This window comes from Streptococcus thoraltensis DSM 12221, from assembly GCF_000380145.1.
Lineage (GTDB): Bacteria > Bacillota > Bacilli > Lactobacillales > Streptococcaceae > Streptococcus > Streptococcus thoraltensis.
This window is the reverse complement of record NZ_KB904598.1, coordinates 19,047-41,363: the sequence shown is the minus strand read 5'-3', so window position 1 is coordinate 41,363 and position 22,317 is coordinate 19,047. Positions and strand designations below refer to the sequence as shown.

Below are 22,317 nucleotides of genomic sequence, written 5' to 3'. Positions count from 1 at the left end.
CGGTCTCATAGTGGACTCGTTTATCCCTTACTATCGAAAGCTCGAAGTATCTTAACTTATGGATTTACAAGCTAAATTAGAAGAGTTGAAAAACTCAACGCAGGCTAGATTGAAAGAATTGAATGGAGAACATTCAAAAGAATTACAGGACTTGCGTGTGCAAGTTCTTGGGAAAAAAGGCTCTTTGACGGAGTTACTTAAAGGGCTTAAGGATTTATCAAATGACTTGAAACCTGTCGTGGGTAAACAAGTCAACGAAGTTCGTGATGTCTTGACAAAAGCTTTTGAAGAACAAGCTGAAATCGTTCAAGCAGCCAAAATAAAGGCACAACTTGAGTCGGAAAGCCTTGATGTTACCCTACCCGGTCGCCAAATGTCACTTGGCAACCGCCATGTCTTGACACAAACCAGCGAGGAAATTGAAGATATTTTCATCGGTATGGGGTATCAAGTTGTGGATGGTTACGAAGTTGAGAAAGATTACTACAACTTTGAACGCATGAATTTGCCAAAAGATCACCCCGCCCGTGATATGCAAGATACTTTCTATATTACAGAAGAAATCTTGCTTCGTACGCACACTAGTCCAGTTCAAGCACGTACGATGGATGCTCATGACTTCAGTCAAGGGCCACTTAAAATGATCTCTCCAGGACGAGTTTTCCGTCGCGATACAGATGATGCTACTCACTCACACCAGTTTCATCAAATTGAAGGACTTGTTGTTGGGGAAAATATTTCAATGGCTGACCTCAAAGGAACGCTTGAATTAATCAGTCAAAAGATGTTTGGTGCTGACCGAAAGATTCGTCTTCGCCCATCATACTTTCCATTTACAGAGCCATCTGTTGAGGTTGATGTTTCTTGCTTCAAGTGTGGTGGTGAAGGTTGTAACGTTTGTAAGAAAACGGGTTGGATTGAAATTCTTGGTGCCGGTATGGTTCACCCAAGTGTTCTTGAAATGTCTGGGGTTGATTCAGAGAAATATTCTGGTTTTGCCTTTGGTTTGGGTCAAGAGCGTGTAGCCATGCTTCGTTATGGTATCAATGATATTCGTGGTTTCTACCAAGGGGATGCGCGTTTCTCTGAACAATTTAAAAGCTAAACGTATCGATATTTTTAAGAAATGATTGATACAGAAGAAAGCCTACTTAGCTTTCTAATAGAGCCGTAGTTAAGTAAAGGAAGTGGCTATGTCTAATATTAAAATAGAACCAATCTTACCCCATCAAGTAGACACTCTTCGTCAACTTGCGATGGATACCTATAGAGAAACCTTTGGGCACGATACGACAGAAGAACAATTACAAGCCTTTTTCAATAAGGATTATCATCCCGACGTCTTAAAAGCAGAGTTATCATCTGATGAATCTGACCACCGCTTTGTTTATGTTGATGACGAGCTAGCTGGTTATCTCAAGGTCAACTGGGGTTCACAGCAGACGGAGCAGGAGTTGGATAATGCGTTTGAAATCCAACGCATTTACATTCTCAAAGCTTTTCAAGGTTATGGTTTGGGAAAAACATTGTTCGAACTGGCTTTGGATATGGCTAAAGCAGCTGACTTCGAGTGGGTCTGGTTAGGTGTCTGGGAGCATAATTTCAAGGCTCAAAAATTCTATGCTAAATATGGTTTTGAAAAGTTCGCAGAGCATGATTTTGTTGTGTCTGAAAACAAGGTTGATACGGATTGGTTGTTAAGAAAACGATTGAAATAAGTCGCTGGTTAAGGTGACAATAACATGAAATTTGAAGCAGATAGGAAAAGCTTTCTATAAATCTTCAATGTTAAAATCAAAAACGAAAGGAATGTTTGGTTAGATTTAACCGAGCAAGGGATTCCATCTTTTGGCAAACTCGTCTGCTTAATGTCAAGAAGTTAGGCAGATGAATTCTCAAAGAATTGTTGAAAAAAGAGTCCCAAAATAGCTTAATTATGTTAGTTTCTTATAAATGGCTTAAGGAATTGGTGGACATCGATGTGCCATCTTCTGAATTAGCTGAAAAAATGTCAACGACAGGTATTGAGGTTGAAGGCGTAGAAACGCCTGCTGAAGGTCTGTCAAAATTAGTGGTTGGGCATGTCCTCACATGTGAAGATGTTCCAGAAACACACTTGCACCTATGCCAAGTGGATACAGGAGACGATGAACCGCGTCAAATCGTCTGTGGTGCGCCAAATGTTACCGCAGGGATCAAAGTTATTGTGGCTGTACCGGGTGCACGTATTGCGGATAATTACAAGATTAAAAAAGGAAAAATCCGTGGGATGGAATCTCTTGGAATGATTTGTTCGCTTCAAGAGTTGGGCTTACCTGAATCCATTATTCCAAAAGAATTTTCGGATGGTATTCAAATTCTCCCAGAAGATGCAGTTCCAGGCGATAGCATTTTTCCATATCTGGATCTAGACGATGAAATCATCGAACTTTCTATCACACCAAACCGCGCTGACGCCCTTTCAATGCGTGGTGTTGCCCATGAAGTGGCTGCCATTTATGGTAAAAGTGTGACTTTTCCAGAGAAATCAGTGACCGAAACTTCTAAAGCAACTAAAGATGTCATCGATGTAGCCATCACATCTGACAAGGTCATGACTTACGCCAGCCGTGTGGTTGAAAACGTAACAGTGGCACCAAGTCCACAGTGGTTGCAAAATCTCCTCATGAATGCAGGAATCCGTCCAATCAACAATGTAGTTGATGTTACCAACTATATTCTTCTCTACTTTGGACAACCCATGCACGCCTTTGACTTGGATAAGTTCCAAGCTAACCAAATCGTTGCTCGCGATGCGCGTGCTGGTGAAAAATTAGTGACTCTTGATGGTGAAGAACGTGAATTGACAGCTGATGACATTGTTATCACAGTGGCTGATAAACCAGTTGCCCTTGCTGGTGTTATGGGTGGTAAAGATACTGAGATTGACAATTCTTCTAAGACTGTTGTTCTAGAAGCGGCTGTTTTTGATGGGAAGTCCATCCGTAAGACATCAGCTCGTTTAAATCTCCGTTCCGAGAGTTCATCTCGTTTTGAAAAAGGAATCAACTTTGAGACTGTGACCGAAGCACTTGATTTTGCAGCAGCCATGCTTGAAGAATTAGCCAATGGTACAGTCTTAGCGGGTCGTGTTCAGGCGGGTTCTGTACCAACTGATTCAGTTGAAGTTTCAACAAGTTTGGACTATGTCAATGTTCGCTTGGGAACGGAATTGTCATATTCAGATATTGAAAATGTCTTTGCTAAACTTGGTTTTGGTTTATCAGGGTCAGCAGAAAAATTCACTGTAGCAGTTCCTCGTCGCCGTTGGGACATCAGCATCCAAGCTGATTTGGTTGAAGAAATTGCCCGTATCTATGGCTATGACAAATTACCAACAACTCTTCCAGAAGCGGCTGGTACTGCAGGTGCCTTGACGGCTACTCAGAAATTGCGCCGCAAAGTGAAGACATTGGCAGAAGGAGCTGGCTTAACAGAAGTGATTTCCTACGCTTTGACAACGCCTGAAAAAGCGACAGCATTCAATGCCAATCCTAGCCATTTGACAGAACTCATGTGGCCAATGACTGTGGAACGCTCTGCCCTTCGTCAAAACATGACATCAGGTATGCTAGATATTGTTGCTTATAACGTGGCTCGTAAGAACAAAAATCTTGCACTTTATGAAATCGGTAAAGTTTTTGAACAACCTGGAAATCCACAAGAAGAACTTCCAAATGAAGTTAACACCTTTGCCATGACCTTGACTGGTCTTGTTGCGGAGAAAGATTTCCAAACAGCAGCGACTCCGGTAGATTTTTTCTATGCCAAAGGAATCATTGAAGTTATTTTTGCGCATCTTGATTTGGATGTGACCTATGTGGCAGAGAAAAACATGGCTAATATGCACCCGGGTCGTACAGCAGCCGTCGTCTTGAATGATGAAAAACTTGGTTTTGTTGGGCAGGTGCATCCACAGACTGCTAAAGATTTTGATATTCCAGAAACTTATGTAGCAGAGCTTAATTTGACGGCTATTGAAGCAGCATTGACAAACGATTTAGTCTTTAAAGACATCACAAAATACCCTGCCGTTTCTCGAGATATTGCTTTGCTATTGAACCAAGAAACAAGCCATCAAGAAATTGTTGATGCTATTGAGAACGCTGGTGTTAAACGCCTAACAGCTATCAAACTCTTTGACGTTTATGCCGGTAGTAACATTGAAACTGGTAAGAAATCTATGGCTTACAACCTTACTTTCCAAAATCCTAACGATAATCTAACGGATGAAGAAGTGGCTAAGTACATGAACAAAATCACAAAAGCTCTAACTGAAAATGTTGGTGCAGAAATTCGATAGTAACTACAACTATAGGATAAAGATGACTTCTATATAACTAATAGAAAGTGGTTGATGGATATGGACATTTGGGATAAACTATATGAATCTGCCAAGGACTTATACAAACCAAGAGAATTATCTGACTTTGTCTATGCCAATCATGTCGTTGCGGCGATAGAAGGAGCAGATGGCAAAATTTACACTGGTTTTTGTCTAGAAGCAGCTTCAGGTGTTTTTCATTTATGTGCTGAACGGGCAGCGATGTTTAACATGTACCAAGAATCAGGACAGGTCATCGCCAAACGTATTTTGGCCTTTCGTGACAAGCCGCCCTATGGTGGCTCAAGTGGGATGCCATGTGGCGCATGTAGAGAATTTTTAATGCAGTGTTCTTTAGAAAATAGTAACACCGAAATCATGGTTGATTTTGAGACAAGAGAGATAGTGACTTTAGAGGAACTAATGCCCTTGTGGTGGGGAACTGAAAGACAAGTGCAGTGGGAAGAAAATCGAGAGGATCATTAGCATGGCAAATTACCAAACTAAAGTAAAAGGCGATAAGCTTTATCATTCAGTATCAGAAGGCTACGGTGCTCCTATTGAGCTCTTTGGTTTCCCTAAAGATGGTGAGACGCCGATGAGCTTAGTTAATATTGCACTAGCTTCATGTGTGACCATGTGTGTTCAAGGATATTTTGCTCGTTTTCATCAAGAAACAGTAGTTGCCAGTCTAGTTGATTCGTCTTATGATGAGGGTAACTTCAAGGTGCTTATAGGTATTGATCGTAGCTTAGATGATAAGATAATTGGAGAAATTTTAGCCTATATAGATGAACAATGTCGTGTTAAAAGAATTCTTCGAGACGACTTGACTTACAATATCAGCTTGGTGGAAAATCATGACATCCAATTTTAACCTTAGTTACTTAGACTATCTACAAGTGTGGTTACTCCCAGAAATACTGAGCGATAATGCATGGGAGTGGGAAAGCACTCTAACAGAGAAAAAATAGACTTCACTCTCTGGTTTCTAGGCTAAAATATCCTGACAGATGATTTTATTCCCCTTCCCCGCATGGGTGATGATCTTACCTTTGGAGCTGAAAAAGTTAACGTCAAGACAATCAAGCACTGTGTCAATTTGATTTTATATCTTTTGACCTAACTTTGTTCCGTCACTACTTTCGACTTGCCGTACTCAAGTACTCTCTGCGTCCCAGTTCCTTGTCTGAAAGTTAATTGCTTTGGCTATACTGGAATAAGTTGAGGTGTCTAGGACAAAAGTCTGACAAAAAAATATAAAAAAACGAACAAGATAGAATTCTGTCTAACAGAACAACATCTTGTTCGTTTTTTATAGTCTTATCAACCCCATAGAAGTAGATAGTAAAGAATTTTTAATACTCAATGAAAATCAAAAACAAACTAGGCAACGCCGATACAGATAGAACTAAAGTTTATCAAATCATGTTAATAAGGTCTGCTTTTGATTTTTTAAGAGTATTAAAAACCACCGTCAACAGACAATGGTTACAGAAAGTTAGTTTTTGATTTTGGATGAGTGTAAGATGAGAATCTTTTTATCCCCTCTTATTTCAGATAACTATAAAAACTGCATAAAAAATAGCGAGTAGCCGAAACTATCTCGCTAATAAAGTTTAACCTTTTGGGTCACTACATTTGAAATTGTATAATCTTTTGACTTAACTTTGATATATGGTCACTTTCGACTTGCCGTACTCATGCTTAATGAAAATTAAGTACTGTCCGCGTCTTTTCTGTTCCTTATCTAAAAGTTAATTCCTTGGACTATATTATTCTTTTTCAGCTTTTTTCTGAACTAGAACTTGCTGATGAGGGTGACGTATCCGTTTCTTCTGGATTTAGCTGCATATAACTTGGAGCTTTAAAGAAATCTTGTGTTGACTTGTTGCCATGTTCGCTATAAATGCTGGTCGATTTGTCACCCAGTTTTTTCTCAATAGACTTCATCGTCTTCAATGAGTCGATGTAGGAAACCTTACCAGAATCAACTTTCTTAAGCTTGTTATCCTTGTCAAAGCGTAGCAAATCTCCAGTTTGAACGGCATCACTCATCTTAAGTTGTAGGGCAACTTCTTCACGGATTTTTTGATTTTCTTCCATAGTTGTTTCATCTGGATTTGTGATTAATTCGCCAGTTTGCGTATTATATAACTTACCATCGTAGCTAGTGTACTTAGGCGTCACATAAGTACCAGATGTTCTGAAGGCAACGGTCTGTTTATTCTCTGGTGATAGGAGATTTTGACCTAGCTGAACATAATTTGAAGTATCGATACCAAGCAATGGAAGTAGGGTTGGCAGGTTATCAACTTCACCACCATATGTGTCGCTGATAAATCCTTTATCCATACCAGGAATATGAATCATGTAAGGAACACGTTGTAACATAGCATTATCATACTCTGACCAAGTTTCAGGGTCTTTGCCGAGTAGCGGTGCAAGGCTTGTGTTACGAGAATTAGAAATACCGTAGTGATCTCCATAAAGCACGATAACAGAATTATCGTAAACACCTGTAGCTTTCAAGTAGTCAAAGAAGGCTTTCAAGGAAGAATCCAAATAGTTAGCGGTGGAGAAGTAACCGTTGATGGTTTCATCATCTGTTTGGGCTAGTGGAAATCCTTTTTCCCCCTCTTCGCCAGCTAAGCTGGTGTAGGGGTAGTGATTAGTGACAGTGATGAATTTAGTGTAGAAAGGCTGTTGCATATGCTCAAGATACTTAATCGAATCTGAGAACATATGCTTATCATTCAATCCGTATTGGAAAGAGTTGGCTTTGGTCAATTTTTGGAAATAAGATTCATCGAAGAAGTAATTGTATCCCCATTGTTTGTATGCATTGTTACGGTTCCAGAAGGTACCAACGTTCCCGTGGAAAACGGCACTGTCATAGTTGCCATTTTGTTTCAAAATATTAGGAGCAGCAAACTGTGTATTATCGCCACCATAGTTAACCATGAATGACCCACTATTTAACCCAAAGAGAGAATTTTCCATGAGTGTCTCGGCATCAGAAGTTTTACCAGCCTTAACCTGATGGAAGAAGTTTGAAAAGGCAAAGGTTTCTTTAGAATGGTAAAGTGAGTTGATAAATGGTGTTACCTCGTGCTCTTGCCCATCAACGTTTAATTTGTAGTCAATCAAGAACTGTTGGAAGCTCTCTAAGTGAATCACAATAACGTTACGCCCTTTGGCGATACCGTTATAATTAGGATTTGGAGCTGTCTGTTGTTCTTTGACATACTCTTTGACAGCAGTTAGTTCCTCCGCTGTAGCTCCGCTACGCTCTTTTTCTGCTTGGTAAGCTTGATTACCACTGTAGACGGAGAAAGCTGGAAGTCCAAGTGCCCTGACGAGATAAAAGTTAGAGAAACCACGAGATAGAAGTTCTGGTCGGTCAATCTCAGCTAAGAATAAATTGGCTGAGAAGAATAATCCCGACAAGGCAGTCACGGCAAAGCTAGCTCTCTTATTGAAAGGACGATCATCTCTAGTGATTTTCTTTTTGAAAAAGAGATAGCCGAGTAAGATGAAGTCAACCACATAGCCGAGATCTGTAATGCGAACCAGATTAAGGGCGGAATCTCCTAAACCAGCTGCCGCTTTACTACTTCCAAGCATTGTAGAAACCGTAATAAAGTCGGAGAATTCACGGAAGTAGAAGGCATTTGCAATGACTAGGATTGTCAATAGTGAATAGATAACCCAAGTAATAGCGTAAAATAATCTTGTATTTTTAATGTAGAGTGCCAAACCAATCAGAAGCAATCCAACTGGAATCGGATTGATGATTGTTAGAAAAATTTGGTAAAAATTTTCAATGTTAAGCACAAAGTCGATATTGTAAGCCCAGAGGGTTTTCAACCAATAAAAAAACAATAAAGTAATGACGAACCCCAAGCGGGTACTCATCACTGTTAGTATTGTATTGATAAATTTTTTCACAACAGTTTCGTTCCTTGCTTATTTTCCTAAATAAAGAATCTCAAGTTTCATTATAACATAAATTAAAAAGAGGTCACAAATAGAAGCTGTTGAATCGTTCCTGCTGTCTCGATTAGTTCTAACGTTTTTTACCAAGTTCACAAAAAGCAAAATCGAAACGATAGGTAACGATTTCAGATTGAAAAAAGTTCATTCTGTACATTTTTCTCCAATCTTTTTTGCAGTCAAAAATAAAAAAATAGAAGTATTGAAATAACAATGCTTCTAGAAGTCTAATGATTCTCCGTCTTTCCGCTAAATTATCAAATTTTCAGGGGGCTATCCCCTTTTATAAATCCCCACGATAGGTAACGGTGGTTCCTTTTATTAGCTTTAAGGCAAGGCCAAAGCCTTATATCGTCTTTTGAATTAAGGTTGATACATGGTCACTTTCGACTTGCTCTACTCATGCTCAATGAAAATCAAAAGCAGACTAGGCGATGCCGATAGAGCTGGAGTTCATCAAATCAAGTCAACGGGGTCTACTTTTGATTTTCATTGAGTATCAAGTATTGCCCGCGTCTTTTTTTGTTCCTTGTTCTGAAAGTTATTTCCTTTGACTGTACGGAGTAGTGTAATGTCACTATATAGCAAGAGTTCACTATGAAAATGCTAACACAGTTTAATCTTTTTGAAGCTCAAGAACTTGATGGAATGATTCTCGTTATCTCTGGCTATTCATAAGAACGATATTTTGGTATAATAGACTTTATGGAAAAACTTCGACTAAGCACACAAGTTGAGAAAAAACTTAAAAAGGGAATTGTTCTATTAGAAAAAGATGATTTATCCACTGCCAAAGCAGAAGCTGGTTTGGTGCAGTTGGTGTCTAAGTCTGGTCAATTTACAGTAACTGCCTACTTATCAGAACAAAATAAGGGATTAGGTTGGGTCATCTCTGATGGTGACACAGAACTGACTCAAGCTTTTTTTGAAAATTTATTTACTAAGGCAAGAGAATCACGTCTTTCTTACATTGATGACCCAAGTACCACAGCCTATCGATTGTTTAATCAAGAAGGAGACGGTTTTGGTGGTTTTACCGTCGACAGATATGGTGACTTTGTCGTCTTTTCATGGTATAATGCTTTTGTTTACAGTATAAAGGATATGGTTGTGGAAGCGTTTAAAACGGTTTACCCTGAGCTTGTTGGAGCATATGAAAAATACCGATTTAAAGGTGCAGAAACTCACTCAGCACATCTTTATGGAGAAGAAGCTCCTGAAACCTTTGAAGTGCTAGAAAATAACGTCAAATACCAAGTTTTTCTAAATGATGGCTTGATGACGGGCATCTTTCTAGACCAACATGATATTAGAGGACGCTTGGTTGACGGTTTAGCAACAGGCAAGTCCGTTTTGAATCTTTTCTCCTACACAGCAGCATTTTCTGTCGCTGCAGCGATGGGTGGAGCAATAGAAACAACTTCTGTTGATTTGGCTAAGCGCTCTGTAGAACTTTCAAAGGCTCATTTTGAAGCGAATGGTCTTGATCTGGCAAATCATAAACTCATGGTTATGGATGTTTTTGATTACTATCGCTATGCAAAAAGACATGATTTGACTTACGATGTGGTTGTGATTGACCCGCCTAGCTTTGCCCGCAATAAGAAACAAACTTTTTCTGTCTCAAAAGACTACCATCGTTTAGTCAACAAGGCACTTGATATTTTAAATCCAAATGGTATTTTGATTTTGTCTACTAATGCTTCAAATCTAAGTGTTGAGCAATTTCAAAAACAGATTGCTAAAGGGTTCGAAGGACAAGCCTATCAAGTGTTGTCCCTAGACCAACTTCCTGGTGATTTTAAAATAAATAAGAATGATGAAAGAAGTAATTACTTAAAAGTATTTACCATTAAGGTTGGATAATGAAAATAGTTGTACCAATTATTCCTAAGAACCTCGATGAGGTTAAAGAACTTGACAGTTCAAAATATGAAGGCGCCGATATTATTGAATGGCGTGCGGATTATTTAGAAAAAGATGATATTTTAAGAGTGGCGCCAGCTATTTTTGAGAAGTTTTCTGGTTATGAGATTCTCTTTACTATTCGAACAGTAAATGAGGGGGGCTTTGCTGAACTTAGTCCAGAAGATTACATCTCTCTTTTGAAGGATGTCGATGCTCTTTACCATCCGGATTATATTGATTTTGAATACTTTACTTACAAATCACACCTTGATCAGTTGTTAAGTTTTCCGAATTTATCATTAAGCTACCATAACTTCCATGAAACACCGGAAAATTTGATGGAGATTTTTTCTGAATTAACAACTCTGGCACCTCGTGTTGTGAAAATTTCAGTGATGCCTCACAATGAGCAAGAAGTTCTTGATTTGATGAACTATACACGTGGTTTTAAAACCTTGAATCCAGAGCAAACATACGCAACTGTTTCTATGGGGAAACTCGGCAAACTTTCTCGAATTTCAGGTGATGTGACGGGTTCATCGTGGAGCTTCACAAGTTTGGACTGTGAAAATACCAGTGCACCAGGTCAGCTGAAACTACATGATATGAGACGAATCATGACGATCCTTGAAGAGGATTAAAAAGAGTAGACTCACTAAGTCTGAATTAAGAAATAATAACAACAAAAGTCAGATTGGAGACAAAGTCCATATGGGATATTTACTCTAATCTTTTTTCTTTGTAGTCAAAAACAAGAAACGATCAAAAACCTTGAAATACCAGTGTTTCTAAACGTTTAATTATTATCTATCTCTCTGGAAGATATCCAAATGATTAAATTTTCAAGGCCTTGTTTACGTTTTGAAAGTTCCTCCAAGAGGAGCTTTTTGTTATGTGAGCTATGAGGTGAAGCAAGGATGGTTTTCAGATTCGTTTCTGTTTTTTATACTCAACTCAATGAAAAGCAAAAGCAGACTAGGCGACACAGATAGCAGACAGAGCTGGTGTTCATCAAATTAAGTCAACGAGGTTTGCTTTTGATTTTCGAAGAGTATTACTTTTCCGAAATATCCTTACGTTTAGGACTTTCTTGTTTGGAAAATTATGTTAAAATATGGTCAATACTTATTTAAATTGGAGGATTTAACCATGTCAACTAATATTTATGATTTAGCCAATGAGTTGGAGCGCGGCATTCGTACTTTACCAGAATATCAAGCGGTAGCCGAAGCTAAAGTCAAGATTGACGGCAACCCAGAGTCTAAAGCTCTTTTTGATGAGTTTGTTGCTTTTCAAGAGGATTTGTACCAAAAGATGCAATCTGGTCAAATGCCAACTGAGGATGATCAAAAAGCTATTCAGTCAATGACAGAAAAAATGGAAGCAGACACAACGGTTAGAGATTATTTCAATGCCCAACAGGCTCTTTCGGTTTACATCTCAGATATTGAGCGCATTGTCTTTAAACCATTACAAGAATTAACAGGAAAATAACTCACTAGCAAACAGTAATTTAAAAAGGGGGATTCATTATGGCACGTAAAATTGGTATTATCGGAATGGGAAATGTTGGTTCAACCTTGGCTCATGGCTTGATTTCAGAAGCTGTTGCGGATCATTATGTGTTGATTGATCCTAGAGAAGAAAAGGTGCGTGCCGATCAGATTGACTTCCAAGATGCAATGGCTAATCATTCTAGTTTTGCCAAAATTACTATCAATGACTATGCTGCCTTAGCTGATGCTGATGTGGTGGTGTCAGCCCTTGGAAATATCAGTCTGCAACATAATGCAGATGAAGACCGTTTTGCGGAGTTTGCTCTTATGCAGGAGCAGGTTCCTCAAGTAGCGGCCTCTCTCAAAGGTTCAGGATTCTCCGGCGTCCTTGTGGTTATTTCAAATCCAGTTGATGCTGTGTCAGCTCTTTATCAGGCTTTGACGGGATTTCCTAAGGAGCGCGTGATTGGAACAGGTACCCTTCTTGATACTGCTCGAATGAAGCGTGTCGTTAGTGAGCGTCTTGGGGTTAATCCTAAGAGTGTATCTGGTTATAATCTTGGTGAGCATGGCAACTCTCAGTTTACAGCATGGAGTCAAGTGAGTGTCAAAGGTCAGTCTATTGATCATTTCTTTTCTGAAGAAGAGTTGGAAGAGATGTCATTTGCTTCTATGAAAGGCGGTCATACTGTTTTTTACGGCAAAGGCTACACATCTTACGGTATTGCAACAACAGCTATTCGCATCGTTAAGGCTATCTTGTCTGATGCTGAAGAGGAGTTGGTTATCTCAAGTTACCAAGATGAGTTTGAAACTTATGTGGGTTACCCAGCCTTGGTTGGACGTAAAGGAAAGGTTGGGCATGTTCCGTTGAGTTTAACTGAGAATGAAAATACTAAATTACAAGCATCTGCCAACCTAATCAAAGACCGTGTTGAAACAGCTCTTGAGAAATTACTATAAAAATGAAACCAGTCAATTTTGATTGGTTTTTTCTATCTCTTCAAGATTTGTTTGTGCATAATTTACGTTAAATGGATGAAGAACGTTTCTATTTCAGATAGCATAAGACTATCATAGCGATGAAAATGCGTCATTCCCTATGTGAGAATGTAACATGTACGACATTAACTTGAAGAATGGCATATAATCAGAAAAAAGGATTTTATGTATTTTTTCGTGCGAATCCCGCGATGAACTTAGATGAATTCTTGACAAGTGTTAGTAGAAATTATAAGATTTTAGAGAAACCTTCTTTTTAGTAAGAAATTTTAGTTCGTATGGATTAATAGAATAGTATGAGACACTAACTATGGCAAAAAAAGATACAGGTGGCTTGTCGCATCACGAGCAGTTGAGGTATCAGTACCTTTTTAAAAATATTCATTACCTGAGTGAGCGAGAAAAGACCGAATTTAATTACCTATATCGGAAGTTGACTAGTCAACAAACTAGCCGACCGGCATTTAAGCAGGAAGTTCCATTTTCTGGGGGGATTGCTTATGACTATGAGGGATATGCTGATGAGGGAACGCCCCCTTATTTGAATGATTACGATCAGTATGAGAATACTAATTATCAAGAAAATATGACTGAACAGGGCTTGCCAGTCTTTCCTAGTGAGGTTACAAGGTCACGTCAGTCAAAAAAATCACGTAAAGAGAAAAAGCATGCCGCAGTAAAACACAAGAGACTAGCTAGGCAACCTAAAGCTGTGCAAAAGCCCAAGAAAGGACGTTTTAAGCGTTTCTTTATCATTTTGGGCTTACTTTTGCTTCTTGTCTTCGCAATGCTTCTGGCAATGTTTTTCAAAGGTGTCACTGCCATTTCAAACCCCAGTGGTAAGAAATATCAGCCTGCAGTAGAAGAATACTTTAATGGTCAGGATACAAGTGACGGAACTAATATTCTCATACTAGGAAGTGACAAGCGTGTCACCCAGAATTCCGAGGATGCTCGAACAGATACCATCATGGTTGTCAATGTCGGTAACAAAGCTAAGGATATTAAGATGGTTAGCTTCATGCGAGATACTCTGGTTAACATCCCTAATGTCAGTCAAACAGACTATCTCAAGGATCAAAAATTAAACACCGCCTTTAACGTGGGTGAACAAAATAACCATCGCGGTGCTGAATTAATGCGTGAAACGCTTAAATTTAATTATGACCTTGATGTTAAATACTATATGATGGTTGACTTTGAAACGTTTGCTGAAGCGATTGATGCCTTATTCCCAAGTGGTGTCGCTATCAATGCAAAATTCGCTACAGTTGACGGTGAGGTAGTTAAATCAGTAGAGGTTCCTGATGACCTTCGAATGGATGATCAAGGACAGGTTCCTGAGCAAACGATTAAAGTCGGCAAACAACGGATGGACGGACGAACTCTGCTTAACTATGCACGTTTTCGTAAGGACGATGATGGTGATTTTGGGCGAACCAAGCGCCAGCAGCAGGTAATGCGAGAAGTTTTACGTCAGGTTAAGAATCCGACCAAGCTATTTACGGGTTCGGAAGCTCTGGGGAAAATCTATGCTTTAACGTCAACCAATGTGTCTTATCCCTATCTTTTAAGGACAGGATTGTCTAGCATGACAGATGGTGACCTATCCATCCATCAAACGACTATTCCAGAACAAGGTGATTGGGTAGACGACTATGACGTTTACGGTGGTCAAGGTTTGGCAATTGATTTTGACAAGTATCAAAAAGAATTGTCCGAACTAGGCTTTAGGTAAATATGATATAATGGAGGGACGAAAGTCTCTCTTTTTTCTTTCGGAAAAGAGTAGAGTTGTAAAACTAGAAATGAGTCAAAAAAATGCAAAAAAACGATATTTTAGAAGTTGAAATCCTTGATCTAACCCACGAAGGACAAGGGGTCGCCAAGGTAGATGGTTTGGTCTTTTTTATTGACAATGCTCTTCCAGGTGAAGTTATCAAGATGCGCATTCTCAAACTAAAAAAGAAAATTGGTTTTGGAAAAGTTGAAGAATACCTGAAACTTTCTGACAAGCGTAATCAAGATATTGACGTAGCGTACTTGCGTTCTGGTATCGCTGATTTTGGTCATATAGTTTATGAGGAACAGCTCAAGTTCAAACGCCAACAAGTGGTCAATAATCTCTATAAAACAGCTGGTATTTCTGATGCAGAAGTTGCTGAAACAATTGGTATGAAAAATCCCCTAGCCTATCGTAATAAGGCAGCAGTGCCCGTTCGTCGTGTTAATGGGCAATTAGAAACAGGATTTTTCCGTAAGCATTCTCACGACCTCATGCCTATCGAGGATTTTTACATTCAAGATAAGGTTATTGATGAGTTAATTGTTTTTGTGCGTGATTTATTGCGCCGTTTTGACATTAAACCTTATGATGAAAAAGAAAAAACTGGTTTAATGCGAAATCTCCTTGTTCGTCGTGGGCATTATACTGGGGAAATGATGCTAGTTCTTGTGACCACACGTCCTAAGATTTTCCGTATTGAACAAATGGTTGAGAAAATTACCCAAGTCTTTCCAAATGTCGTATCGATCTTGCAAAATATTAACGACCAAAATACCAATGCTATCTTGGGTTCAGAATTCCGAACGCTCTACGGTAAAAATACCATTATGGATAAGATGCTGGGAAATGACTATGAGATTTCTGCCCAATCCTTCTATCAAGTCAATACTGAAATGGCTGAAAAGCTCTATCAAACAGCCATTGATTTTTCAGAATTAAGCGCTGGCGATGTGGTTATTGATGCCTATTCAGGAATTGGAACCATCGGGTTATCATTTGCTAAACAAGTCAAAGCGGTTTATGGAGTGGAAGTTATTGAAGCAGCGGTGGAAGATGCCAAGAAAAATGCTGAAAGAAACGGTATCACAAATGCTCACTATATCGCAGATTCTGCTGAAAATGCTATGACTCAATGGTCTAAAGAAGGGATTCAACCGAGTGTTATCCTAGTTGACCCACCACGCAAAGGATTGACGGAAAGCTTCGTACGAGCAAGCGTTGAGATGGCACCAGAAAAAATCACTTACATTTCATGTAACCCAGCTACTATGGCGCGTGATATTAAACTTTATGAAGCATTAGGATACAAACTAAAGAAAGTGCAGCCAGTGGATTTATTTCCAATGACACATCATGTTGAAGCGGTAAGTTTGCTAGTCAAGGAGCGAAGCGACGACGAATAGCATTTACTTCCGCCCATGCGATAGCTGTCCAAGAGCTAGGAGTATGGCGCCGTAGCGATTGGAGACCGCGAACCGCTGAGTGTGTTAGCCTGCTCGTAAAAGCCTAGAAAACTTTGACAAATCGCAATAGTAAAAAGCCTTGAGTTCAAGGCTTTTTGTCGTATAGGAGGTAAGTATCAGAGTGAGAGTTGAAGTTGAATGTCTTGATGTGATAGTCTGATTGAAATGGAATTTATTCCCATAAACCCTAGGGGTGCAACTTATTTCCATAGACGAGGAGTTTGAGGGAATGAAAAGTACCCTCCCTATAAATTAAATTCAAGAAAAGTTTGGTATGCTGAATTTTAAATTATTTGAAGTTAAGCGTATTTCTATACTTGAGATAAATAGTCTTCAGCTTTGCCATGTTCTATTTCAGGGAGGTGGTTGAAGTTGGCAGAATCAGACTGATTCATATTCGTTTTCTTTTATATTATGGTTGGCGATTTAATATTCAACCAAAATCAAAAAATAACTTATAATAGGACTATGAAACTAACGACAACACAAATTAATGAATTGAAAACTTACTTAAATCTCACAATTCCATAGACGCCTTCAAGAGGTGCTATTTAGAGCAGAAGGGCTCACTTATAAGGAAATAACCACTCTTATTGGCTTTTCAAAGTATGCTATTTTGAGCTTAACTCGTAAGTACGAAGCAGAAGGCATTTCAGAAGTCATTGATGACTTGTGAGTACGAGCAGTCCTCACAGGAACTGCTTTTTATGAGGAGAGAAGATGAGGTTATTCAAAAAGCAAACGCACAATCAAGATAGTTTTAAAGGTCTCATTCATCGCTTATCAAGAATGTCTGAAGCCGACTTACACAGGGTCAACCAATTACTAGATGTTGTTTTTGATTCAGCAAGTCAAACTACCAGTGAAGAAAAAATGATCCTTAAAGCTATGCCAGAGGAAACGATCTTGGATGAGACCATTACTGAAGCCTGAATAGCTTGAAAAACGGATAGAACAGTTTAAGCAAGCGAAGAAAACTAAAAACAGATAACGCACCAAATTTGGTGCGTTATCTGTTTTTTATGTTATAATAAAATTAAACTGAGGAGGTATTATGATGATTGGAGACAATATAAAATCATTACGTCGTACGCATGATTTGACACAGCCAGAGTTCGCCCAAATTGTTGGTATTTCACGCAATAGCCTGAGCCGTTATGAAAATGGCACAAGCTCAGTTTCGACAGAACTTATAGATCGTATTTGTCAAAAATTCAACGTCTCTTATGTTGATATTGTAGGAGTGGAAAAGATGTTAACACCAGTAGAAGATTATCAATTAACAATGAAAATTGAAGTGATCAAAGAACGTGGTGCAGCTATTTTATCTCAACTCTATCGCTATCAGGATAGTCAAGGGATTGCTTTTGATGATGAGACCAGTCCTTGGATTTTGATGAGTGATGACTTAGCTGACCTTATCAATACCAAGATTTATCTTGTCGATACCTTTGATGAGGTAGAACGTTATAATGGTTATTTAGATGGCATTGAGCGGATGTTAGGTCTTGCGAATCATCAGGTGGTGGCTTAATGACGTTAGAAGAATTCAGTCAGGTTGACTTTGACCTAGCCCTGAAACGGACTATTCGTTCCGTAACTCGTGGTAAGAAGATTTCATCAACCCCACAGGCTATCTTACTTGGTGGGCAAAGTGGAGCAGGTAAGTCAACGATACATCGTATCAAGCAAAAAGAGTTTCAAGGCAATATCATCATTATTGATGGCGATAGCTACCGCTCTTTACATCCGAATTACCTAGCCTTACAAGAAAAATACGGTAAGGATAGTGTTGATTATACGAAATCCTTTGCAGGAAAAATGGTGGAACATCTGGTTGATGAGTTGAGCAAACAAGGCTATCATTTGTTAATCGAAGGAACGCTCAGAACAACAGAAGTCCCACGAAAAACAGCTCAGCTATTGAAATCAAGAGGCTATCAAGTATCACTAGCACTGATTGCGACAAAGCCAGAATTATCTTATCTCAGCACTTTGATTCGCTACGAAGAAGTCTATGCGGTAAATCCAAGTCAAGCCAGAGCAACGCCTAAAGAACATCACGACGATATTGTAGAACATTTAGTTGATAACTTACGAGAGTTAGAAACCGATAAACTCTTTGACCAGATTCAAATATATCAGAGAGATAGAATATGTCTCTATGATTCCGAAATCGATGACGGTTTAGCTTCCATTGTGCTACAAGAATGCCTCTTTGGAAAATGGAGTAAGGTGGAGGAGGAGATGATGAAGATTGGGCAGGAGCGGTTGAGGGAGTTACGTGAAAAAAATAAATTGTAGGTGAAGGAAATTAGATGATAGACTATAAAGAATGGTGGGAACAAACTCGAGAAAGTAGTGAATTAAATTTTCTTCATTCACAATTCCGTAAAAACTTTTTAGAGGAATTAACTATTTTAGAATATAGACCACTTTTTTATAAATTTTTTCAAAATAAGCAGCTAAAACATTGGAATAGAGAAGGATTTAAATTTTTAAATTCAAAGATTCGTCAGCTGGAAAGTCAATTGGGGAAGGAAAAATTTATTAATGTATTCTTAAGTAATTTCGAATTGTGGATTTCTATGTACGAACAGCTACTAGATATAGAAGAAAGAATAAATCTTATGGAGTTATTCAATGGGAGTGAGGAGCTACGAGCGAAGATATTTGCAGTCAGTATATATAATGATTTGTTGAATTCAGCTTATAGTAATGGTCTTAAATTAATTATCAAATTTCATGGTGAAATTTTAAGTAAAAATCAGGACCAAAAAACTTTAACTCCTCAAATTGAATATCTTAGAAAACGTGATTATAATTTAATAACAGATATTTCAGATTCGGATGTTCGTAATGCTATATCTCATGGAGGGATTAGATACAATTATAATACGTTGAGCTTTCATTTTACTCAAGGGAGTATTTCAGGGCAAAAAGAAATTTCAACATTTCAATTTATCACAGATATCAAAGAAATATTTGATATTACTAGTAGTATGTGTTTATCTTGGTTATATTATTGGTGTCAGAATATTTCCCTAGATAAATTAAGAAGTTTTAATAACTTATCCAAAACATCTATTAAGTTTATTGATAAACTATTCTTATCAACACTTTTATTTGAGTGTAAACAAATTGATTCATTGATTCCAGTGTACGCGAAAGGAGGTACACAATATAATCTTGAGTTTCAACATGATAATTTAGATGTAAATTCAAGATATTGTCTAGGAGTGTATTCAGCTCAAAAATTTTTAAAAATGAAAAATATTGAATCAGGAAATTATATACATCTCTCTTTTCAATCGTCTAAATCTATGAGTTCATTTTTTAATATTTCTACAGAACAATTGATAGATTTTTCTAACGGAAAAATAGAGTTTAAAGATATTATTAGTTCGATTATTCCAAATTCTATGATGTGGGAAATTAATGATGAAGAAAGGAATGAGATAGAAGATAATTTTAGATTCTATCCTGATATAAATAATGAAGCGTACGTTATTTCTGAAATTACCGATATTAGTTTAGAAAATACAAAACGTTTTTCGGCAGTTTTTGTATTAATTAAAGAAGTAACTAAATTTCAAATAAAAAAATTGATAAAAGAGGCGATTGAACAAATCTCTAGTATTGAAAATTATGGTTTTGCTAGTAACAAAGTTAAATATGGCAAAATGTCTGCTGATATTGTTTATTTAACTGTATATCGTAATCAATTAAGAAGAAACAAAAAGAGAGAACTATTTCCAGAGAATGATAATTTTATCTGCTATGTACAATATGATAGAAGTAAAAAATTCCCAATTCATAACACCATAGTAGATCCATATTTAAAAAAGAATAGGGAGGGATATTTGGAATTCAATTGGAATCCAAATTATGAAGGGGTTAAGCAATGAGTAAACTACAATTTATATAATTTGCCTTCTATTATTTCAATCTTGCTTGCATTATATATAGTTAGTATGTATTATTATCTATGATTGTTCCATTTTTAGTACCTATAAATCAAAAGATACGATAGAGTCAATCAAATATCGTTAAAAAATTTTTTCATCTCAAATCAGAAATAAAGATATACTGAATAATCTGACATTGGGATGTCAGGTAATTACATTTTCTTATTTAGTGGATGAAGATAGCAAAGAAACTCAAATTATAGTTTTTGTCTATCAAAACTATCGGGATATTTTAAACTTACCTAAGTTATACTTTAACTGCAAATGACAGAAAGAATGAGGGCGTTATGCTCTCTTTTTTCTTACCCTTTTTCTGTAATGTGATAACTTTTCCAAACTACCCTTGTTATTCTGATATCATTCCTAAGAAAATCAAAGTTTGATTGCCTCTGGGGGGTTGGGGGCGAAGCCATCAAGTTATCGTATCGTTTGTACTGACAATGTGAGGCAGCTTGACACTGTCAGACAAGTATAATGTTGAAAGGATAGCAGGATGGGACAAAATTAAGTTAATTCGGAAGCAATTTAGAATCACGCGACAAGAAGAAAAACAGATAAAAGAAATGATGAGGGAACAAAAAGTGGATAGTTTCTCAGAATTTCTTCGTCAAAATTTATTGAAAAAGGATTATCAGGATAGAATTTTTGAAAGTGGATTCTCCCTTTGGCAATCTCAAAAGTTTGAGCAGATTAGTCGAGATGTGCATGAGGTTTTGATTGTCGCAAGAGAAAATCACCAAGTGACTCAAGAGCATGTACCAATCTTATTGACCTGTGTTCAAGAATTGATTGCGGAAGTGACTCAGACTCAGCCACTCGGTCGTGAGTTTCGTAAAAAATATTTGGGGTAGGAGATTGTTATGTCATATCGTTATCGTACCAATCTCAAAAAAGTGTTTCTAACAGATTGAGAATTACATCAATTGAATGAGTGAATTGCTAAGAGTAACTGTCAAAATTTCTCAGTCTATGCCAGAAAAGTTTTGCTTAATCCAAACGTGTCTTTTGTCACTATTGATATGTTCACGTATGAACAGCTTGTTTTTGAAATTAGGCGTATTGGAAATAACATCAATCAAATTGCGCGTGCTATTAACCAAAGCCATCTTATTTCTTAGGAACAATTACAAGAATTGAGTAAGGGAGTTGACAAAGAATTTCAAGTGGAAGCGAAAAGACTGAAGGTGTTCCATGCTAGTAACTAAACGTTTTGCGACGCACGGTAAAAAATACTGTAGGCGTTTGATTGAATATATTCTCAATCCCAATAAAACGGATAATCTAAAATTGGTTTCATATTTTGGCATGAGTAATTACTTATATTTTCCTAGCCATGCAGAAATGGTTGAAATGTACAATGCCAACTTTACCAATAACGATAAGTTATACGAATCAAGAAATGATTGACAAGAAAAACACCAGCAAGCTATTCATGCCCATCATCTGATCCAATCATTTTCTCCTGAAGATAATCTGACACCTGAGGAAATTAACCGTATCGGTTATGAGACCATAATGGAATTAACAGGAGGTCGTTTTCGTTTCATCGTAGCAACTCAAACAGATAAAGATCATATTCACAACGTGTGCCCAGATAGGGTATTAAGTAAAGTATTTTAAGCTACTACTCTGTACGTTAACACAGAAAACAACCAAAGGCGAATCTCAAATATAAGTTTTGGAATCGTCACTTTTGGGTTGAGGGATACTATATCAGTACCGTTTGTATAATCAAATGAATTAGCCTTCAGACAAGGAACGGAAGGAGCGGACAGTACTTGAGTACGGCAAGTCGAAAGTGACGATGTATCAAAGTGAATTCAAAAGCCTATATTATCAAAACTATGATAAAGAAGTATATTCAAGAGTAACATGATATTGCGCTTGATAAATGAAGTGTTAAAGAGTATGAAGTTTCTTTTAGGGATAGCAAGTAATCCCAAAGACTCTTTAAGAGGTGAGCGGCGAGGCAATGCCAAAAGAAGTTTAAAACGAGTGTGAATGAGTTGATACGACTTAATCGCAACAGCAATCAAAGCCTTATCGTTGTTGGGCAGAAATTGAAACAAAAATAAGCTGCCAAATAGGTAGCTTTCATGGTATAATAAGCATCGTAGAAAAGTGAAGACGGTGGCTCCTGAAACCGAAAGAGAGGTGATGCCTATGGGCAATTCATCAAAATCTGACGGAAAGGAGGTAGCTTTCTTTTGACCGCTTTTGAAGTGGTGCAGACGATTCTAGGTTTTGGTAGTTTTACCATTGCTTTGATTGGCTTGTGCTATAAAATCTTCAAAGACAAGGACAAAAAAATAACCCGTCCCCACTTTTGACCGAG

At 37.8% G+C, this 22,317-nt stretch carries 17 protein-coding genes and 3 pseudogenes; 19 read left to right on the top strand and 1 reads right to left on the bottom strand.

What is annotated here, in order from left to right; genetic code table 11:
• The first annotated feature begins 58 nt into the window (after nt 1-58).
• The 5 genes from pheS (at nt 59) to A3IA_RS0105290 (ending at nt 5,240) form a co-directional block, all read left to right on the top strand.
• Nucleotides 59-1,105 (top strand): phenylalanine--tRNA ligase subunit alpha, encoded by a 1,047-nt coding sequence (pheS, locus tag A3IA_RS0105310; RefSeq protein WP_018380285.1) that lies wholly within the window; start codon nt 59-61, stop codon nt 1,103-1,105.
• An 88-nt stretch (nt 1,106-1,193) separates the two neighbouring features.
• The gene (locus A3IA_RS0105305) at nt 1,194-1,718 is read left to right on the top strand and encodes a GNAT family N-acetyltransferase (protein WP_018380284.1); all 525 of its coding nucleotides are present in this window, start codon (nt 1,194-1,196) and stop codon (nt 1,716-1,718) included.
• Between the two features lie 218 nt (nt 1,719-1,936).
• Nucleotides 1,937-4,342 (top strand): phenylalanine--tRNA ligase subunit beta, encoded by a 2,406-nt coding sequence (gene pheT, locus A3IA_RS0105300; protein ID WP_018380283.1) that lies wholly within the window; start codon nt 1,937-1,939, stop codon nt 4,340-4,342.
• A gap of 60 nt (nt 4,343-4,402) precedes the next feature.
• Nucleotides 4,403-4,849: a cytidine deaminase family protein gene (locus tag A3IA_RS0105295; protein ID WP_026217568.1), complete on the top strand. Its 447-nt coding sequence runs from the start codon at nt 4,403-4,405 to the stop codon at nt 4,847-4,849.
• 1 nt (nt 4,850) lies between these two features.
• Nucleotides 4,851-5,240 carry a hypothetical protein gene (locus A3IA_RS0105290; protein WP_018380281.1) on the top strand — a complete coding sequence of 130 codons (390 nt, stop codon included), beginning with the start codon at nt 4,851-4,853 and terminating at the stop codon, nt 5,238-5,240.
• A 908-nt stretch (nt 5,241-6,148) separates the two neighbouring features.
• On the opposite strand, the gene A3IA_RS0105280 is transcribed toward A3IA_RS0105290, so the two are convergent.
• Nucleotides 6,149-8,281 carry an LTA synthase family protein gene (locus A3IA_RS0105280; RefSeq protein ID WP_156802410.1) on the bottom strand — a complete coding sequence of 711 codons (2,133 nt, stop codon included), beginning with the start codon at nt 8,279-8,281 and terminating at the stop codon, nt 6,149-6,151.
• Nucleotides 8,282-9,064: 783 nt separating this feature from the next.
• On the opposite strand from A3IA_RS0105280, the gene A3IA_RS0105270 reads away from it, so the two are divergent.
• The 14 genes and pseudogenes from A3IA_RS0105270 (at nt 9,065) to A3IA_RS13600 (ending at nt 22,312) form a co-directional block, all read left to right on the top strand.
• The gene (locus A3IA_RS0105270) at nt 9,065-10,225 is read left to right on the top strand and encodes a class I SAM-dependent rRNA methyltransferase (RefSeq protein WP_018380278.1); all 1,161 of its coding nucleotides are present in this window, start codon (nt 9,065-9,067) and stop codon (nt 10,223-10,225) included.
• On the top strand, nt 10,225-10,908 hold the full coding sequence (locus tag A3IA_RS0105265) for a type I 3-dehydroquinate dehydratase (RefSeq protein WP_018380277.1): 684 nt from the start codon (nt 10,225-10,227) through the stop codon (nt 10,906-10,908). Before A3IA_RS0105270 ends, A3IA_RS0105265 begins: the two co-directional genes overlap by 1 nt.
• Before the next feature lie 508 nt (nt 10,909-11,416).
• A complete protein-coding gene (locus A3IA_RS0105260; RefSeq protein WP_018380276.1) occupies nt 11,417-11,761 on the top strand; it encodes a YlbF/YmcA family competence regulator in 345 nt (114 codons plus the stop codon).
• A gap of 38 nt (nt 11,762-11,799) precedes the next feature.
• On the top strand, nt 11,800-12,726 hold the full coding sequence (locus A3IA_RS0105255) for an L-lactate dehydrogenase (protein ID WP_018380275.1): 927 nt from the start codon (nt 11,800-11,802) through the stop codon (nt 12,724-12,726).
• A gap of 349 nt (nt 12,727-13,075) precedes the next feature.
• A complete protein-coding gene (locus tag A3IA_RS0105250) occupies nt 13,076-14,503 on the top strand; it encodes an LCP family protein (protein WP_018380274.1) in 1,428 nt (475 codons plus the stop codon).
• An 83-nt stretch (nt 14,504-14,586) separates the two neighbouring features.
• Entirely contained in the window at nt 14,587-15,954 is a 1,368-nt protein-coding gene (gene rlmD, locus A3IA_RS0105245; protein ID WP_018380273.1) for a 23S rRNA (uracil(1939)-C(5))-methyltransferase RlmD, read from the top strand.
• Nucleotides 15,955-16,734: 780 nt separating this feature from the next.
• Nucleotides 16,735-17,005 (top strand): annotated as a pseudogene (locus A3IA_RS11900) (hypothetical protein).
• A gap of 66 nt (nt 17,006-17,071) precedes the next feature.
• A complete protein-coding gene (gene pezA, locus A3IA_RS0105225; protein ID WP_026217566.1) occupies nt 17,072-17,548 on the top strand; it encodes a type II toxin-antitoxin system antitoxin PezA in 477 nt (158 codons plus the stop codon).
• On the top strand, nt 17,548-18,318 hold the full coding sequence (pezT, locus tag A3IA_RS0105220) for a type II toxin-antitoxin system toxin PezT (protein ID WP_018380270.1): 771 nt from the start codon (nt 17,548-17,550) through the stop codon (nt 18,316-18,318). The genes pezA and pezT overlap by 1 nt, the downstream gene beginning before the upstream one ends.
• Before the next feature lie 14 nt (nt 18,319-18,332).
• Nucleotides 18,333-19,922 carry a hypothetical protein gene (locus A3IA_RS0105215; RefSeq protein ID WP_018380269.1) on the top strand — a complete coding sequence of 530 codons (1,590 nt, stop codon included), beginning with the start codon at nt 18,333-18,335 and terminating at the stop codon, nt 19,920-19,922.
• 545 nt (nt 19,923-20,467) lie between these two features.
• A complete protein-coding gene (locus tag A3IA_RS0105210) occupies nt 20,468-20,833 on the top strand; it encodes an SAG1252 family conjugative relaxosome accessory protein (RefSeq protein WP_026217565.1) in 366 nt (121 codons plus the stop codon).
• A gap of 72 nt (nt 20,834-20,905) precedes the next feature.
• Nucleotides 20,906-21,187: pseudogene (locus A3IA_RS12595) on the top strand (MobC family plasmid mobilization relaxosome protein).
• Nucleotides 21,174-21,566, top strand: a pseudogene (locus A3IA_RS12590) (relaxase/mobilization nuclease domain-containing protein); the annotation flags it as partial. The pseudogenes A3IA_RS12595 and A3IA_RS12590, both read left to right, overlap by 14 nt.
• Nucleotides 21,567-22,189: 623 nt before the next feature.
• The gene (locus tag A3IA_RS13600; protein WP_018380266.1) at nt 22,190-22,312 is read left to right on the top strand and encodes a putative holin-like toxin; all 123 of its coding nucleotides are present in this window, start codon (nt 22,190-22,192) and stop codon (nt 22,310-22,312) included.
• The last annotated feature ends 5 nt before the right edge of the window (nt 22,313-22,317 follow it).